This window comes from Subdoligranulum sp. DSM 23681 (genome assembly GCF_057005535.1).
The window spans coordinates 2,194,788-2,211,938 of sequence record NZ_CM168050.1 but is presented as its reverse complement, the minus strand read 5'-3'; the positions used below and the strand labels follow the sequence as shown (position 1 = coordinate 2,211,938).

At 59.2% G+C, this 17,151-nt stretch carries 17 protein-coding genes and 1 pseudogene; 1 reads left to right on the top strand and 17 read right to left on the bottom strand.

The window, feature by feature from the left end:
• Positions 1-503: 503 nt before the first annotated feature.
• Positions 504-689: a hypothetical protein gene (locus tag AC127K_RS10195; RefSeq protein ID WP_483720501.1), complete on the bottom strand. Its 186-nt coding sequence runs from the start codon at positions 687-689 to the stop codon at positions 504-506.
• Positions 690-726: 37 nt separating this feature from the next.
• On the opposite strand from AC127K_RS10195, the gene AC127K_RS10190 reads away from it, so the two are divergent.
• Positions 727-942, top strand: coding sequence for a TIGR03905 family TSCPD domain-containing protein (locus tag AC127K_RS10190; protein WP_483720500.1), 216 nt, complete (start codon positions 727-729; stop codon positions 940-942).
• 92 nt (positions 943-1,034) lie between these two features.
• Here AC127K_RS10190 and AC127K_RS10185 read toward each other — a convergent pair whose 3' ends face one another.
• The 16 genes and pseudogenes from AC127K_RS10185 to AC127K_RS10110 all read right to left on the bottom strand — a co-directional run bounded on the left by AC127K_RS10185 (position 1,035) and on the right by AC127K_RS10110 (position 17,151).
• The gene (locus AC127K_RS10185; RefSeq protein ID WP_294542777.1) at positions 1,035-1,859 is read right to left on the bottom strand and encodes a MurR/RpiR family transcriptional regulator; all 825 of its coding nucleotides are present in this window, start codon (positions 1,857-1,859) and stop codon (positions 1,035-1,037) included.
• A gap of 32 nt (positions 1,860-1,891) precedes the next feature.
• Positions 1,892-2,716, bottom strand: coding sequence for a PHP-associated domain-containing protein (locus AC127K_RS10180; protein WP_294542778.1), 825 nt, complete (start codon positions 2,714-2,716; stop codon positions 1,892-1,894).
• Between the two features lie 12 nt (positions 2,717-2,728).
• The gene (locus AC127K_RS10175; RefSeq protein WP_483720499.1) at positions 2,729-3,556 is read right to left on the bottom strand and encodes an energy-coupling factor transporter transmembrane component T family protein; all 828 of its coding nucleotides are present in this window, start codon (positions 3,554-3,556) and stop codon (positions 2,729-2,731) included.
• Positions 3,553-5,256 carry an ABC transporter ATP-binding protein gene (locus tag AC127K_RS10170; RefSeq protein WP_483720498.1) on the bottom strand — a complete coding sequence of 568 codons (1,704 nt, stop codon included), beginning with the start codon at positions 5,254-5,256 and terminating at the stop codon, positions 3,553-3,555. Before AC127K_RS10170 ends, AC127K_RS10175 begins: the two co-directional genes overlap by 4 nt.
• Before the next feature lie 6 nt (positions 5,257-5,262).
• Positions 5,263-6,096, bottom strand: coding sequence for a DUF8171 family membrane protein (locus AC127K_RS10165; protein ID WP_483720497.1), 834 nt, complete (start codon positions 6,094-6,096; stop codon positions 5,263-5,265).
• A gap of 234 nt (positions 6,097-6,330) precedes the next feature.
• Positions 6,331-7,764, bottom strand: coding sequence for a recombinase family protein (locus AC127K_RS10160; RefSeq protein ID WP_483720496.1), 1,434 nt, complete (start codon positions 7,762-7,764; stop codon positions 6,331-6,333).
• The gene (locus AC127K_RS10155) at positions 7,709-7,999 is read right to left on the bottom strand and encodes a hypothetical protein (protein WP_483720495.1); all 291 of its coding nucleotides are present in this window, start codon (positions 7,997-7,999) and stop codon (positions 7,709-7,711) included. The genes AC127K_RS10160 and AC127K_RS10155 overlap by 56 nt, the downstream gene beginning before the upstream one ends.
• 921 nt (positions 8,000-8,920) lie before the next feature.
• Positions 8,921-9,124 carry a cysteine-rich KTR domain-containing protein gene (locus AC127K_RS10150; protein ID WP_298729881.1) on the bottom strand — a complete coding sequence of 68 codons (204 nt, stop codon included), beginning with the start codon at positions 9,122-9,124 and terminating at the stop codon, positions 8,921-8,923.
• A gap of 222 nt (positions 9,125-9,346) precedes the next feature.
• On the bottom strand, positions 9,347-11,710 hold the full coding sequence (locus tag AC127K_RS10145; protein WP_483720493.1) for a phosphoketolase family protein: 2,364 nt from the start codon (positions 11,708-11,710) through the stop codon (positions 9,347-9,349).
• A gap of 77 nt (positions 11,711-11,787) precedes the next feature.
• Positions 11,788-12,483, bottom strand: a complete 696-nt coding sequence (locus tag AC127K_RS10140) for an L-ribulose-5-phosphate 4-epimerase (protein WP_193502944.1) — start codon at positions 12,481-12,483, stop codon at positions 11,788-11,790.
• Between the two features lie 8 nt (positions 12,484-12,491).
• Positions 12,492-13,970, bottom strand: a complete 1,479-nt coding sequence (gene araA, locus AC127K_RS10135; protein ID WP_483720491.1) for an L-arabinose isomerase — start codon at positions 13,968-13,970, stop codon at positions 12,492-12,494.
• A gap of 315 nt (positions 13,971-14,285) precedes the next feature.
• Complete coding sequence (locus tag AC127K_RS10130; protein ID WP_483720490.1) at positions 14,286-14,519, bottom strand: hypothetical protein; 234 nt, start codon at positions 14,517-14,519, stop codon at positions 14,286-14,288.
• Positions 14,429-14,932 (bottom strand): ribulose-phosphate 3-epimerase, encoded by a 504-nt coding sequence (locus AC127K_RS10125; RefSeq protein ID WP_483720489.1) that lies wholly within the window; start codon positions 14,930-14,932, stop codon positions 14,429-14,431. The genes AC127K_RS10130 and AC127K_RS10125 overlap by 91 nt, the downstream gene beginning before the upstream one ends.
• Positions 14,932-15,363, bottom strand: a pseudogene (gene rpiB / locus AC127K_RS10120) (ribose 5-phosphate isomerase B). The gene AC127K_RS10125 and the pseudogene rpiB overlap by 1 nt, the downstream one beginning before the upstream one ends.
• A 1-nt stretch (position 15,364) precedes the next feature.
• The gene (locus tag AC127K_RS10115) at positions 15,365-16,303 is read right to left on the bottom strand and encodes a transketolase family protein (protein ID WP_483720488.1); all 939 of its coding nucleotides are present in this window, start codon (positions 16,301-16,303) and stop codon (positions 15,365-15,367) included.
• The gene (locus AC127K_RS10110; RefSeq protein WP_483720487.1) at positions 16,300-17,151 is read right to left on the bottom strand and encodes a transketolase; all 852 of its coding nucleotides are present in this window, start codon (positions 17,149-17,151) and stop codon (positions 16,300-16,302) included. Before AC127K_RS10110 ends, AC127K_RS10115 begins: the two co-directional genes overlap by 4 nt.

Sequence of the window (17,151 nt, the reverse complement as noted above, 5' to 3'; positions counted from 1 at the left end):
TCAGATCCTCAATCTGCCCCATGAGGGTTGTGGAAGATGGCCCGCCCCACGCCGATCAGATCGGCGCCGCTTTGTTCCGGAATCCGGCAGGCTGCCACGCAGTCCTCTAGGGTAACTGCCGCCCTCCTGGTAGCCACAGCCGCCCAGCCGGACCGCCACCGGGCAGGCCTCTTCCCGCCTCCCGGCGCATTGCCTGCAGTACCTACCGGTGAAACCAGGTCCGGTCACCACAGAGACGGCTGCCGTACTGTCTCGGCTGAGCTGGGCAAAAATTCTGATGTCTTTCCTGTGTACGGCCTCTGCCAGCGAGGTCTGCCCGGGATGCATCCTGCCCCAGGCAAAGGCTGATTTTCGCCGCTCATCAGCCCCGGTGCCAGGGCGATGACGGCAATGGGCAGGATGGCATTAACATCACCGTACACCACCATAACCGTTCCTATAATGAGAAAGTCAAGCGGAAAATCCCAACAAAAAGCCCCCCGGCACAAGCCAGAGGGCAATGTTCAGGTTATCGGCTGCTGCAGTTCCAGAACGATGTCTTTGGGGGAAAAACAGGCTGAACTCAGGTTGGTGATGACCAGTTCTTCCGCCTCGGGATGCTGTGCAAAATAACTTTCGATCAGCTGACCGGGGTCATCCAGTGCCTGTCCGGGCTGCTGCCGACAGAGGAGCTCCCCGTTCGTATACAAAACAACCGGCACCTGCTCCCAAGAAATTCACCTGGACGTGCAGGACGGGGTCATCCGTTCGGTGGAATTTGTGCGGGGCTGTCCCGGATTTACCCAGGCATTGAGCCGGGTGCTGACCGGCATGTCCGTGGAAGAGGCCATCGCGCGGCTGGATGGCATCCAGTGTCTGGACAAAGGGACTTCCTGCCCGGATCAGCTGGCAAAGGCGCTGCAGTGCCGGCGCGCCCAGGCCCAGGACTGCATTTCCCGGTGAGGGCGAGCCCTCCGCAGGAACCCGGGCGCCGCCTCTGTGCCCAACCTATATACCATCAGCCCCCCGGTCAAACCGGGGGGCTGTCTTCTATCTCATCTGCCGAATTCCTGCTTCATCCGGTGCAGCTCCTTCAGGCGGGCGGCACCGTCGGCACCCAGCCGCTGGGAGGCGGCCACCACCAGCGTATCCACCAAAGCCGCGGCCGCCGTCATGGAGTGATATTCCTTCTCGGTACCACGGTAGACATAGAGGTTCAGATCGGCCCGGTCCTCAGCGGGAGGATGCAGCCGCCCGGTAAAGCAGAGGGTGCGGTAGCCCGCTTCCTTCTGCCGGCGCAGGATCATCCGCCCTTCTGCCGAAACCTTGGAGAAACCGAAAAACACCACCAGATCCCCTTTTCCCGCCTGGACCAGCCCTTCCAGCAGCTCCGAACCGCTGCCGGGAAGCAGTTCCACCGGCAGGCCCAGCCGCCGCAGCCGGAAGAACAGCAGCTGCCCCATGGAGACCGAGGCGCTTTTGGCCTGGATGAAGATCCGGCGGGCACTAAGCAGCGCCTCCAGCGCCGCCCCAAAAGCGGCAATATCCAAGGCTTCCATGGTCTTTTGCAGGCAGGTCTGCTGCTGCTGCAGATAGTGGCGGGGGTCAAACTCGCCGTCAGCCAGCACCGTGCGGGCCAGCTTGCCCGCCGGCCCTTCCAGGTGGTTCTGGGCCAGCACCCAGTTTTTCAGCTGTTTGAAATCCTGGCAGCCCAGATGGCGGGCGAACCGGGAGATGGTGGCTTCCGAAACGCCCAGATCCGCCGACAGCTGCCCGATGGTCATGAAGAGAAACTCTTCCCGGTGGCTTTCGATAAATTCCAGCAGGCGACGCTCGGCGGGGGTCAGTTTTTCGGGACTTTGGGGAAATTGCAGCGGCATAGAGACACTCCCAAGGATGATATTTGCCTGTATTATACCACAGCCGGCGCGTATTGGGCAGTCCAGGCCGGCTCTTTGCCCAGCAGCACCGAGACATAATCCCCGCCCAGGGCGTGGATCTCCTTGAGAGACCGCTTGAGCAGAGCCGCCGTGGCCACCTGGCGGGCGGCGTTGTCCGAAATGCTGATTTCATAGTTTCCGCCGTTTACCGCCCGTTTCAGAGCCTCCACCGTGGTCAACGTTTCGGCAAAACGGGTGCGCACGCAGCCGTACTGCACGGCCTGGTGGGTGTCGCTGCCGCTGACCACCGGCAGTCCCAGGGTCTTGCCCAGTCCGGTGGTCAGGCGCTGGGTGCGGGCACGGTCCTCGGCCAGATCCTTGCCGTTCATGTCCAGAAAATCCAGCCGGGTGAGCTGGTCGGTGGGCAGTTCGGGGATGTGGCCCCCCGCCCGGAAGGGATGGGCCCCGCCCACAAAGACGGGGTATTCTTCAAACAGATCCATCAGCTGCGCAAAAGGCAGAAAATTGCCTTTTACCTTGTGGGGTTCCAGACGGCGGTTCAGTTCGAGGATGGCTTCCATAGGCCCCACCGACAGGATGTGCCCGCCCTCGGCAATATCGGTCTCCATGCCGGGAAAGATGCGCAGCCCGTCAAAGACCAGGGTGTCCCCTTCCCGCTCAGACTGGGAGACGATATACCGGTACAGTTCGGCAAAACCCCAGGTGTTGAAATGCTCGGTCAGGCAGATGGCATCCAGCCCCGCCGCCCGGGCTTCCCCAAAAAGCCAGTGGGTGTATTCTTCGGAAAAAGGCAGCTTTTTGGCCAACTTGCCATGGGTATGAAAATCGAGATACATAGTTTCCTCCTGTTATACAAGACCGGCCAGCAGGACGGTGACCGCCACCCACAGCACCGACACAGCGGCAAAGATGCCGTCGTCCCAGGTGAGATGCAGCCCGGCCAGCTTGATGCGCCGCACCGTCTTGTTCTGGGCGGCATAGCGGTAGCCCCGCAGTTCCAGTGCTTCCACCGTGGTGCGGCTGCGCTTGGCGGTGTTGAGCATCAGCGGATAAAAGGCGGCCATGATGATTTTGACCTGGTAGGCCAGATACCGGATCTTGCCTGTCAGGGTATCATGGGCGGGCGGATTGCCCCGCAGCCGGTAGCTGAGCAGCACGTTCTGGAATTCCTCCATGAGCATGGGAAGGATGCGGTAGGCGTAGGAGATGGAAAAAGAGAGCTGTTCGGGACAGCCGAACCACATCAGGCCGTTGGCCAGCCGGTCAGGGTCCAGCCCGGAAAAGACCGTCACCGACGCCAGAGAGATGGTGGCCACCTTGAGGGTGAGCACCAGCAGGGGTGCGATGGCGGAGGCGTCCCCGCCGAACAGCCAGGTGACCACCAGCAGGTAGCCGGTCTGGGAGAACACCCCCACCCCGAAGAGCAGCAGGACCAGCCCCGCCACCCGGGCCAGCAGGGTGGTGACCATCACCAGCACAAAGCAGCCCAGGAGAAAGGCGGTGTCCTGCACGAACCAGGGCACCAGCCCAAAGAAAAGATACCACACCAGCAGCACCCGGGGGTCCCGGGCGGCAATGACGGTATCGTTGTTGCCGTAGGCGTTTTTCAGCACCTGGTTGCGCAGGAAATCCATGGAAAATTTGTCCAGGATGTTTTCAGACAGTTTCTGCATCATACCCCATTCTCTCCTTCAAACTGCCGCAGAAATTCCGGCACCGTGTAGCACAAAGCCCCTTGGTCCAGGGCGCGGCCCATGGCGAAAATTTCCGGCGGGCGGATGCCCACCCGGGCCGCCAGGGCGGCATCCCCGAAGATCTGGTCCCGGGTGCCGTCCGCCACCACCTTGCCGCCGCAGAGCACCACGATGCGCTGGGCCCACTCGCAGACCAGCTGCATATCGTGGGTGGCAATGACCACCGTGTCGGTGATTTCTTTCATATCGCGGAGGGTGCGCAGGATCTCCCGCCGGGTGGCGATATCCAGGTTGGCGGTGGGCTCGTCCAGCAGCAGGATGCCCGGGTTCAGCGCCACGCCGATGGCCAGACTGGCCCGACGCATCTGTCCGCCGGAAAGCAGCCGTCCGTCCCGGTCCGCCAGCTCGGTCAGGCGGAACCGTTCCAGCAGGGCGTTGGTTTTTTCCTGCCAGCGGTCCACGCCCCGCACCTGCATGGCGTAGGCGATATCGGCCTGGATACTGTCCTTGATGAACATCTCCTCGGGGTTCTGGTACACCAGCGAGATACGGCGGGAGAGCGCCTCCGGCTTGGTATCCCGCAGCGGCGTGCCGTCCAGGGACACCATGCCCTGGTTGGGTTTGAGCAGCCCCACCAGCAGCTTCATCAGGGTGGATTTGCCCGCCCCGTTGGAACCGATGAGGGCGATCTTTTCCCCCTTGCGGAAGGTCAGGTCCAGCCCTTCAAAAACCACCCGGGGAGCTCCCTTGACGCTGCGGTAGGCCACCGTCACCCCATGGAGGGCAGCGGCTTCGGGGCCCGGTTCCGGGCGGGAAGGGGTTTCCGGGGGCAGCCTTCTGCGGGGCAGCGGCGCAAAGGCCGCAACGCCTTCCTCCACGGTGGAGGGCAGTTCCTGTGCCGGGTCCAGCAGGCCCTGCTGCTGCAGGGCATAGCCGGCCTGGGTCACCTGAGGCGGAAAGATGTTGCTTTGCCGCAGTTCCTCCACCCGCCCCAGCGCTTGACGGGTGGGCAGCAGCCACTGCACCCGGCCCTCTTTCAGAAGAAGCACATGCTTGCAGTAGTCGGCAATGTACTCGGTATGGTGCTCGATGACCAGGATGGTCTTGCCCCATTTTTCGTTGAGTTCCCGCAGCACGCCGTAGATGCGGTCGGCATGGCCGGGGTCCAGCTGGGCGATGGGCTCGTCCAGAATCAGGATCTCCGGTCCCAGAGCCACCGCTCCCGCCAATGCCAGCAGATGGGTCTGCCCGCCGGAGAGCTGCCAGACGTACTCTTCTTCCCGCCCCTGCAGGCCGCACCGGGCCAGTGCCTGCCGGCCCAGAGCCCGATAATCCTCCATGCCATAGTTCAGGCAGGCATAAGAAGCGTCGTCCAGCACGGTGGGGCGGACGATCTGGTTTTCAAAATCCTGGTAGACATACCCCACCCTGCGGGCCAGACTGCCCACATCACTTTGCAGGGTCTCTTGTCCGGCCACTTTGACCGAGCCGGAAAAGGTCCCCGTGATGAAGTGGGGGATCAGCCCGTTGAGCACCTTGCACAGGGTGGATTTTCCGCAGCCGTTGTTGCCCACGATGGCCAGGAAATCCCCCGGTTCCACCGTCAGATCCAGATGCCGCAGGGTGGGCTGCGCCGCGCCGGGGTAGGTATAACAAAGGTCTTTGATCTCGATGATGGACATACCGCTTTACTTCGCCTCAGCCTTTTTCTTCATGACGACCAGCACCGCCAGAACCATGACGGCAGCCACGATCATGCCCACCGCAAAGGCGGTGCCGCTTTCCGCCCAGGAAGCCTCCCAGTCGATGAGTTCCAGGCCGCTGGTGGCCAGCATTTCGGCCGCAACGGCGCACACAAAGGCCACGGCACAGCCCGCCAGTGTCTTGCCGCTGAGGGCGGGGGCGGCGTTTTCCGGTGTGCGGGGGCTCATGCCCAGCAGCGGCTCGATCTTGCCGTAGAGCTTGGGCACCAGGTAGAGGGTGGGCAGCAGGCAGAAAAAGATGCCCGAGAACAGCAGATCGTTGAGGAAGGCAAAGCCTTCGGTGGCAAAGACGCTTTCGGGCAGGCCGGCCACGGCCTCAAAGTCCTCCACGGCAAACTGCACCTTGCAGATATCCACGATGGTGCCCATGAGCAGCTGGGCGCCGGTGCCCAGGAAAGCCGCCAGACCCACCATGCGGGTGTTGCGGGGATCCCGCACCAGCCGTCCTGCCAGATAGACGCCGATGGTGACGGTGATGAATTTTTCCAGCTCGCCCAGCCCGCCGAACTGGCCCAGCATGATCTCGCTGAAAACCAGCTCACCGGTGGCTGCGCCCAGCGCCGCCGACAGGGGGTCAAACAGCATGGCCAGCACCAGCGGGATGAACAGGAAATATTCTACGGAAAATTCCACCAGGCCTACCTGGAATTTCGGGATCAGTTCGGTGAACAATGTAGCCAGTCCGTACAGCGACATGGTCAGCACAAAGACCATCAGTTTCTGGGACTGATTCATCGTCTTGGTTTGCATTGCATTCATAGCGGATTGCCTCCCCAATGTTTTCGTTCGCTCTGTTTTGTTCCCCTTTGCGGGGTACGGTTTCATTGTAGGCCGCTTATGAAATTTTCTCCACCATAAAGCAGTAAAATGAAAGTTAATTTTCAGTAAAGTAGGGTCCGGCTAGCGTACATCTGTATTCCGTCGGTCATTCCAGCCTCATCGTAGATGAAATAGAGTGAGCCTTGCAGGGACCCCTGCAAGGCTCACTCTATTTCATAATCTGAAAATAAAAAGCAAATCCGAACGCACCTTCAAAAAGAAGTACGTTCGGATTTGCTTGGTATGGTGCGCCAGGATGACTCTTTTTCTTTCGACCGTAGCAAGATCAAATTCATTGGCCCAACCAAGGAACTCATCGTAGTAGCTACGAATCTGTTGCACTGTAGTTCGGTCATCATTGTTCTGCAGCAAGGCCGCGTATTCATCTTTTGCCTGTCTGACTTCTGCCTCTGCCTGCGTAATCAGCCGGGCCAGCATCTCCTGCGAGAAGGCGCTCTCCCCTTCCAGACATTTCAACACTTCATCCTCATAGCGTTGTTGCTTGTACTGGGCTGCCTTGATTTTCTTCTCGGCAGCCTGCTTTTTTCTATTATGGTTTGCTTCTTGCTGACGAATCTTCTGCTCGATGCTCTTATCATAAGGCTCGCTCTTAATCTTGCGGAACAGTTCATCGGCGTAAGTAAGCACAATTCTGTCTACACGCTCTGCCAGATAAAGTGACTGACAATCACATTGCCGCAGGTGCTGACCGCGCTGGTAGCAGTTGTATTTGGCCTGCACCTTCTCCCGGATACTCCCATCGGCCAGCTTATATCGGTCCGTATGCAAAAAGGCCGACATCTTCGCCCCGCAATGTGCGCAGACTATGATGCCGGCCAATAATGTTGGATTGCTGCTCTTTTGGGCAGCGTTTTTATCTTTCATAGCCTTTTTGCTTCTCTTGCTGATCATCTCGTTGGCCTTGGCGAACAAAGCCTCATCAATGATCTGCAGCTGCGGCATAAACTCCGATCTTGCCGCCTTAGTAATGATATATCCAGTATAGCCTTCATGCTGAATCATTCTCTTGATGTTGGAAGACTGGAACTCCGCCCCCTGGCGGGTACGCAGTCCTCGTTGGTTCAGCATCTGTGCCATGGCATATCCACTGGCACCTTCTTCCGCCACTTTCATAAACACTTCCCGGACCCATTCCGCTTCATCTGGATTGATTTCCAGATCCTTTACGTGCTGGTCTCTCTTGTTGACTCTACCTTTATTAATAGCTCGATATCCGTAAGGGACAAAACCTCCGGCAAAATGTCCACTGGAAACGATCTGACGGATGCGGTCCCTGGTTCGCATGGAAGTCTTTTCGCTTTCCCCTGCCGCCTGCCAGAACCGGATATAGTTCATGAGCTTGTCGCCGTGACTTTCGATACGCTGCTGGCCTTCGTGTGTGCTCCACATCTGGATGCCGTGCTGGACGAACCATTCCAGTACAAACGGCGTTTCACTCTCGATGCGTCCCAGCCGGTCAAACATATACACAAGAAGGATATCGAAGTTTCCCTTGCCCGCTTCGCTGCGCAGTTCCTGAATCACATCCCGCTTACTGGCGGAAACTTTGGAACCCGAGATTCCCTTCTCGGCTTTTTCCAGTACCACACGCCAGCCATGCTCCTGGGCGAACTTCCGACAGGCGATCTTCTGCATAGGTCTTGCCCAGACCCACACCGGCGTCACACAGGGCCACATCCCTGCCAAACAAGGTATCCAGCATCGCATGGCACAATCGTATCTGGCCTTCGCGTACGTTCATCCCTCTGGCCGAAAACACTTCCCGGAATATCTGCTCTGCTTGTCGGTGGGCTTTCTCGTATCCGGTTTCTGGATTAGTCAATAAGATCATCTCCTTGGTTGATGGCAAAATAGTGCGGCGCAGCGGTCTGCACTGCGCCGCACGGGTTCGACATCAACACATGGGGTTGTTGATGTTCGGCAAAAAAGAGTAATATACAGAAATGCCATATTTGCCGCTCGCCCCCCTGGCAGTTGGGAACACGGTTCACTTTCGTTAGGCAGCCGCTTGCGCAGCCTTCACTGGCGTTCCAGAGGTCTAAGGATTGCAACCCAAGGTCGTCCACCCCGTCTGACGTGCGGGGCAAACAGGGTATCATTATCTCCCATGCAGATCATGGCGAAGCAGCTCTCGCTGCTTTTTCAGTAGAATGGATCGCTCGGTACAATCTCGCCACCTTGCCGGGTATGAGCTTGTACGTCATGGCGCTTCTCCGATCACGCTTCCTGCACCGGGAACGTGCCTCCGTGCTGGGTATTCAGTTGTCAAGGTTCAGGCAGTACTACTGCATAAAGGCAAAATCGTGGAGGATGCTCTGCACTATTTCCTGATCAGACTTCGATAGTTGTTTCATAATTCGATATAGAAAATCTCGCTGCACCAAAGTCAGTCGGGGACTTTTCGGACTATATCCTTCTATAAAGCTGATTCCTCCGTTATATCGCCCCCGTGTCGTTTCAATCGGATATGTAGTCGAGAGTACATCTATTTACTGTTCCGTTACTTAGGCATCAATGTCAACGATGTTTTCTTCCCTGGGCATGGAGACACCTCTAATCTGCAGAAACAATTTCATCATTTAATCGACACTTGTACACAAGATGAACTTGAGATGCTGCTTTCCATTAACCGTGAAATCTTAATTCACACCAGAAAAAAAGACTCGGTTGGTGAGGTTCAGACCGTATAAAGAAAGACCCGTTTTTCACACATTCGAAAAGCGGGTCTTACCTTTTGCTTCTTTTACTGAGAACAGAAATAAATTATTCCTTGGATGACATCTACCTTCATTTCCTTTTTGCATCGGGGGCAGTAGAGCGGAAAACGAAGAAGAATAGAATCATCAAGTATTTTAGTATTAGTTTTCGCCTGACAAAATGGACATAGTACCCATGCTGATCTGATCTCATCTTTATCCGTCAATTTCTTGTTTATCAGATTTTTCACGTTGCCATCCTTGAAAATGTTTTTCGCTTCAAATTATTTTCCATACTTGAGCGATTTAAAAATCTTGTCCGTTCGCCCCCCTGGGCAGTTATTTATACTTACAGTGATCCAAATCACGAAACATAAAACCGCGCCGGTTTTATCTTACCCGGCGCGGTTATTGGTTCAGGATGTTATATTGTAAATTTCAGCTGTCGGCGTTCTCAAGGGAGGCCGCTTGGCTCAGGACTCCCACTTCCAGTCCAGGATCTCGGGCAGGTCCTGGCCCACTTCGTGGATGTAGTTCTTGTGTTCCACCAGCTTGTCGTTCATCTGCTGGATGAGGTACGCACCACGGTTGCCCAGCTGGGGCAGATGCTGGATGGCATCCTTGACCAGGTGGAAGCGGTCGATCTCATTCTGTACCCGCATATCGAAGGGGGTGGTGATGGTGCCTTCCTCCTGGTAGCCGTGCACGCTCAGGTTACGGTTGGCACGGTCGTAGGTCAGCTCATGAATGAGGGTGGGATAGCCGTGGAACGCAAAGATGATGGGCTTGTCCTTTGTGAACAGGGCGTCGTAGTCGGCGTCGGTGAGACCGTGGGGATGTTTGGTGGCAGGCTCCAGCTTCATCAGGTCCACCACGTTGACCACCCGGATCTTCAGTTCCGGCAGGGCCTTGCGCAGGATGCTGACAGCGGCCAGGGTTTCCAGGGTGGGGGTGTCGCCGCAGCAGGCCATGACCACGTCGGGTTCCTGGCCGGCATCGTTGGAAGCCCACTCCCAGATGCCGACGCCCTGGGTGCAGTGCTTGACCGCCTGCTCCATGGTCAGCCACTGGGGCCGGGGATGCTTGGAGGTGACCAGCACGTTGACATAATCACGGCTGCGGATGCAGTGGTCAAAGCAGGAGAGCAGGCAGTTGGCATCCGGCGGCAGGTAGAGGCGGACCACGTCGGCCTTCTTATTGGCGATGTGGTCCAGGAAGCCGGGATCCTGATGGGTGTAACCGTTGTGGTCCTGCTGCCAAACGTTGGAGGAGAGGATCAGGTTCAGCGACGCGATACTCTGGCGCCAGGGCAACTGGTTGCAGACCTTGAGCCACTTGGCATGCTGGGCCACCATGGAGTCCACCACCCGGATGAAGCTCTCGTAGGAGGCAAAGAAGCCGTGACGGCCGGTGAGCAGGTAGCCTTCCAGCCAGCCCTCGCACAGATGCTCGGAGAGCATCGAGTCCATGATGCGGCCGTCATGGGCCAGGAATTCATCGCCGGGCACCGTGGTGGAGTTCCAGTCACGGTTGGTGGCCTCGAAGCACTTGTATAGACGGTTGGACATCGTCTCGTCCGGTCCGAAGATGCGGAAGTTTTTGGCATCGGCGTTGAGCTTGAACAGATCGCGGATGTAGCCGCCCAGTTCGATCATATCCTGCTTCTCGACGCTGCCGGGGGCGGGCAGATCGACGGCATAATCCTTGAAGTCCGGCGTGCGCAGGTCCCGCAGCAGCTTGCCGCCGTTGGCATGGGGGTTGGCCGCAATGCGACGGTCGCCCTTGGGGGCCAGTTCCTGCAGTTCGGGGATCAGGGTGCCGTTCTCATCAAACAGTTCCTCGGGATGGTAGCTGCGCAGCCATTCCTCGATCTGCTTGAGGTGTTCTTCCTGGTTGGGGGTACCCACCGTGATGTCGATGGGGACCTGATGGGCGCGGAAGGTGCCCTCGATGGTCTTGCCGTCCACCACTTTGGGGCCGGTCCAGCCCTTGGGGGTGCGCAGCACGATCATGGGCCACAGGATATGGCCCATCTCTTCCCCTGCGCGGGCGCGGCGCTGGATGTCGTGAATTTCCTCGATGACGGTGTCCAGGGTGTCGGCCATCTTCGCGTGCATCGTCATGGGATCGTCACCCTCCACGAAGTAGGGCTTCCAGGAGCAGCCCAGGAAGAAGTGCTCGATTTCCTCACGGGTCATGCGGCCGAACACGGTGGGATTGGAGATCTTGTACCCGTTCAGGTGCAGAATGGGCAGCACCGCGCCGTCGCCCTTGGGGTTCAGGAACTTGTTGGACTGCCAGCTGGTGGCCAGGGGGCCGGTCTCGGCTTCGCCATCGCCCACCGTCACGGCGCAGATGAGTTCGGGGTTATCGAAAACAGCGCCAAAAGCATGGGCGATGGAGTAGCCCAGCTCGCCGCCTTCGTTGATGGAACCGGGGGTTTCGGGCGCCACGTGGCTGGAGATACCGCCGGGGAAGCTGAACTGCTTGAACAGCCGTTTCATACCCTCTTCATCACGGCTGATGTTGGGATATACTTCGCTGTAAGTGCCGTCCAGGTAGGCGTTGGCCACAAAGAAGTTGCCGCCGTGGCCCGGGCCGGAGATAAGGATCAGGTCCTGGTCGTATTTTTTGATGATGCGGTTCAGGTGCACATACACAAAGTTCTGGCCGGGTACGGTGCCCCAGTGACCGACGATCTTCTTTTTCACGTCGTCCCGGGTCAGGGGACGGCGGAGCAGCGGGTTATCCAGCAGGTAAAGCTGACCCGCCGCCAGGTAGTTGGACGCCCGCCAGTAGGCGTTTATGCGCTGTAGTTTCTCTTGGGAAAGACTCATGGACAATTCCTCCTTATGGTTTCCAATCCTCGCAAACGAAAGGAATCACAGAAATTATGGATGCAAGACGCCTTGCGTTACTTTTGCCCGTAGTATGCGTTGGGGCCGTGTTTGCGCATGTAATGTTTGTCCTGCAGGTACTGGGGCGCCGGGGCGGCGTCGGAGTCCACCTGACGGGTCAGCAGGGCCATTTTCGCCACCTCTTCCAGCACCACGGCGTGGTAGACGGCCTGGGCCGCATCTTTGCCCCAGGTGAAGGGACCGTGGCTGTGGCAGATGACCCCCGGCACCGCTACCGGGTCGATGCCCCGGTCGGTGAAGGTATCGATGATGATCTTGCCGGTGTTCTTCTCGTAGTCCTCGTCCAGCTCCTCCTTGGTCAGGTGGCGGGCACAGGGCACGGCACCGTAGAAGTAGTCGGCGTGGGTGGTGCCGTAGCAGGGAATGTCCCGTCCGGCCTGGGCCCAGGCCACCGCGTAGGGGCTGTGGGTGTGGACGATGCCGCCCAGGGTGGGGAAGGCCTTGTACAGCTCCAGGTGGGTCTTGGTATCGCTGGAGGGGTTCAGCTCCCCCTCCACCCGGTTGCCGTCCAGATCCAGTACCACGAGGTTTTCTGGCGTCAGTTCGTCGTATTCCACGCCGGAGGGCTTGATGACCACCAGTCCCTTCTCCCGGTCGATGCCCGATACATTGCCCCAGGTATAGGTCACGAGGTTGCGGCGGGGCAGTTCCATATTGGCCTCATAGACCTGTTTGCGCAGTTCTTCCAGCATAGTGTGCCTCACTTCAGTTTCCAGGCAAGGTCGGCCAGGAACAGGTCGTGCTCCAGTCCCTCGGGGGTGGTGTCCTTGCCAATGTGAACGAACTCAATGCCCATGATGTTGGCCCAGTCGTGCATCTGCTCGGCGGTGACGTCGTAGCTCAGCACCGTGTGGTGGGCGCCGCCCGCCGTGATCCAGCACTCCACGCCGGTGGTCAGGCTGGGCAGGGCTTTCCACATGACCCGGGCTACCGGCAGGTTGGGCATGGGCAGAATGGGCTTCACGCACTCGATGTCCTGGCAGATCAGCCGCAGACGGCCGCCCATGTCGATAAGGCTCACCACGATAGCCTTGCCGGGCTTGCCCTCAAAGACCAGACGGGCAGGGTCCTTCTCGTTCATGCCGATGCCCAGGGGATGGGTCTCGATGCGGGGCTTTTCCGCCGCGCAGCAGGGGCAGACCTCCAGCATGTGGGCGCCCAGGCTGTACTCGGCGCCGGACACCAGATTGTAGGTGTAGTCCTCCATGAAGAGGGAGCAGCCGTTGCCGCCCTCGCCCATGGCTTTCAGGATGGCGGTCATAGCGGCCACCTTCCAGTCGCCCTCACCGCCGTAGCCGTAGCCCTGGGCCATCAGGTGCTGGCTGGCCAGACCCGGCAGCTGTTCCATGCCGTACAGGTCCTGGAAGGTGTTGGAGAAAGCCTTGCAGCCCTCGGCGTCCAGCATCTTCTTGATGGCGATCTCCTCCCGGGCCTGGTAGCGGATGGCCTCGATGTCGTTGGTGGCGATCTCGTAGCTGGCGCGGTAGACTTCCATCAGGGCGTCGATCTCGGCGTTGGTGACTTCGTTCATCACCTTTACCAGATCGCCCACGGCCCAGGTGTTCACCTGCCAGCCCAGCTTAGCCTGCACTTCCACCTTGTCGCCCTCGGTGACGGCCACCTCCCGCATGTTGTCGCCGAAGCGCATGACCTTGAGGTCACGGGAGACGGCCACGCCCACGGCCACCCGCATCCAGCGGCCCAGGCGCTTCTGGACTTCCTCGTCCTGCCAGTAGCCGGCGATGATCTTGCGGGGCATCCGCAGTCGGGCGGCGATGAACCCGTGCTCCCGGTCGCCGTGGGCGGCCTGGTTCAGGTTCATGAAGTCCATGTCGATCTCCTCGTTGGGGATCTCCCGGTTATACTGGGTGGCAAAGTGGCAGTAGGGCTTCTGCAGGTCCACAAAGCCGTTGATCCACATCTTGCTGGGGCTGAAGGTGTGGCACCAGGTGATGATGCCCGCGCAGCGGGGGTCATAGTTGGCCTCCCGCACCACGTCGGCAATCTCCTTGTTGGTCTTGGCGGTGACCTTGTAGACGATCTTGCAGGGCAGATTGCCGGAAGCGTTGAGCACCTCAGTCATCTCGGCGGCACGGTTGGCCACCGTTTCCAGTACCTCGGAGCCGTACAGGAACTGACTGCCCACCACAAACCAGAATTCATACTCTTGCATATGCATGGGTAAATACCTCCTTACGATACTTGCCGGCAAACCGTTTTTCCGGTTGGCGGCAACCTCTCTTGGAAAATGAAACCAAGCTGTACTCCTGATGTTATCATACTCCCTGCCCCCTCGGTGCGAATAGTCATTGATGTTCGATTTACTGGACTTTTGTTCGAATTTCTTGCAAAAATCCCGGGGCAATCAGGAAGAGCATAACTTTCCCAAAGCGCCGTTCGTTTTGGTGGCAAAACAAAAACCATCCTGCGGTTTTGGCAGGATGGCCTTTTCTTCTCGAGATCGGATATGGGAGAACTCCGATTCTCTTCAATATCAGAACGCACAGCTCCTCCGCAGGTAAGCCACTCCGGACTGGACGGTCCCGCCAAAAACGGCACTGCCTGCCACAACGCTACGCGCACCTGCCGCATACGCTTCCGGCAGGTTTTGAGGGGTAACGCCCCCGTCAATCTGAATCACAGCCCGACTGCCGACACGGTCCAGAAGAGGCCCGCAATCTTCTGATTGCTGCCCTCCAGATACGTCTGGCCGCCCCGGCCCGGGCATACCGTCATCAGCAGGATCCGATCCAACCCGTGCAGATACGGTTTCGCCGCCCCGTTCGGGGTTTCCGGGTTCAGAACCAGTCCAGCCTGCATACCTGCTTCCCGGATGGCCCGCAGGGCTTTTTCCGGGCCGCCGGGGATTTTGTAATGGACGGAGACCCGTTCCACCTTTTCTTCGGCCAGTTCCGGTATAAAAGGCAGCGGATTTTCCACCATCAAGTGCACATCTAGCGGCTTTTGGGTCAGTCGGCCCATGGTGCGGACGATTCCAGTGCCAAAGGAGATAGCCGACACAAAGTGGCCATCCATAATGTCGATGTGGGAAACGTCTCCCCCCGCCGATTCAGCGGCACGGACTTCCCGTTTCAGGCAGGCGAAGTTTGCCGCCAGAATCGAGGCGCATAGTTCAAACATCAGGCTTCCTCCAGTTGTGCAATGCGGCGGCGATGCCGCTCCTCCTCCGAGAACGGTGTATCCAGGAAGATGTCCACGATCTCCAGCGCCAGACCGGAACCGGTGACCAGCGACCCCAACGCCAACACATTGACGTCGTTGTGCTGCCGGGTGGCCCGGGCGGAGAAGCAGTCCCCGCACAGGGCGCAGCGGATGCCGGGTACCTTGTTGGCGGCAATGGAGATGCCGATACCGGTGCTGCAGATGACAATGCCTTTTTCACAGCTGCCGTCTGCAACGGCGTGGGCCACCGCCTTGCCGTAGACGGGGTAATCCACCGAGGCGGTGGAATCACACCCGAAGTCCTTGTATTACAGCCCGCGCTCTTTCAGGTGAGCCAGAATCTTCTGTTTGAGTTCGTATCCGCCGTGGTCACAGCCGATGGCGATCATCTTACACCAGCTCCTTTACAGCGGCGATGATGGCGTCGGAACGCAGGCCGAACTGCTCCAGCAGGTCCCAGGCGGGGCCGGAGTGGCCGAAGACGTCCTTCACGCCTACCCGGCGCATCTTCGTGGGGCACTGCTCGCCCAGCACGGCGGCCACCGCTTCGCCCAGACCACCCAGAATGCTGTGCTCCTCGCAGGTCACCACGGCGCCGCACTCCCGGGCGGCTTTCAGAACGATCTCCTCATCCAGAGGCTTGATGGTGCACAGGTTGATCACCCGGGCCTGGATGCCCTCGTTCTTCAGCTGCTCGGCGGCAATGAGGGCCTCGTTCACTTCCAGGCCGGTGGCGATGATGGCCACATCGCTGCCCTCGGTGAGCTGCTCGCCCTTGCCGATCTCGAACTTGAAAGTTGCTTCGTCATGGAACACCGGCACGGCCAGGCGGCCGAACCGCAGGTAGACGGGGCCCGTATGCTCGTAGGCGGCCTTGACGGCGGCCCGGGCTTCCACGTCGTCGGCGGGGCAGAGCACCGTCATGCCGGGGATGGAGCGCATCAGCGCAAAGTCCTCGCAGCACTGATGGGAGGCGCCGTCCTCGCCCACCGAGATGCCGCCGTGGGTGGCACCGATCTTGACGTTCAGGTGGGGGTAGCCGATGGAGTTGCGGACCTGCTCAAAGGCGCGGCCTGCGGCGAACATGGCAAAGCTGGAGGCAAAGGGCACCAGCCCCATAGCCGCCATACCGGCGGCGGTGGCCATCATGTTGCTCTCGGCAATGCCGCAGTCAAAATGGCGGTCGGGATAGGCTTTTTTGAAGACGCCGGTCTTGGTGGCGGCGGCCAAATCGGCGTCCAGCACCACCACGTCGGGGTGGTCCTTCGCCAGTTCCACCAGGGCGGCGCCGTAGCTGTCGCGGGTGGCGATCTTCTTCACTTCACTCATGCCTGCGCCTCCAGTTCCGCCATCTGGGCGTTGAGTTCGTCCATGGCAATCTTGTATTCCTCATCGTTGGGGGCCTTGCCGTGCCAGCCCACCTGGTTTTCCATGTAGCTGACGCCCTTGCCCTTGGTGGTGTGCATCAGGATGGCGGTGGGGGCGCCGTTCTGGGCATGGAAATATTGGAAGGCGTCCTCGATCTGGGCAAAGTCGTGGCCGTCGATGGACACGGTGCGGAAACCGAAGTCCCGCATCTTGGCATCCACCGGGTCGGTGGGCATCACTTCGCTGGTGGGGCCGTCGATCTGCAGCCCGTTCAGGTCGATGATGACGCAGAAGTTGTCCAGCTTGTACTTGGCCGCAAAGAGGAAGGCTTCCCACACTTCCCCCTCCTCGATCTCGCCGTCACCCAGCAGGGTGTACACCCGGACGTCGTCCTTGTGCAGGTACTTGGCAGCTTTGGCCATACCGGCGGCCGCGCTGACGCCCTGGCCCAGGCTGCCGGTGGACATGTCCACGCCGGGCACAGTGTTCATGTTGGGGTGGCCCTGCAGGTAGCTGTCGATGTGGCGCAGGGTGGGCAGGTCCTCCACCGGAAAGAATCCCCGGTAGGCCAGTGCGCTGTACAGGCCCGGCGCCGTGTGGCCCTTGGAGAGCACGAACCGGTCCCGGTCCTCCCATTTCGGGTTGGTTGGGTCGACGCGCATTTCCTTATTATAAAGGTAAGTAAACATATCGGCGGCGGACAGGCTGCCGCCGGGGTGCCCGGCTTTGGCGCCGTGGGTGGATTCAATCACGCCCATACGCACCTTGCAGGCTGCGATCTGCAGCTTCAGACGTTCTTCCTTTGTCAT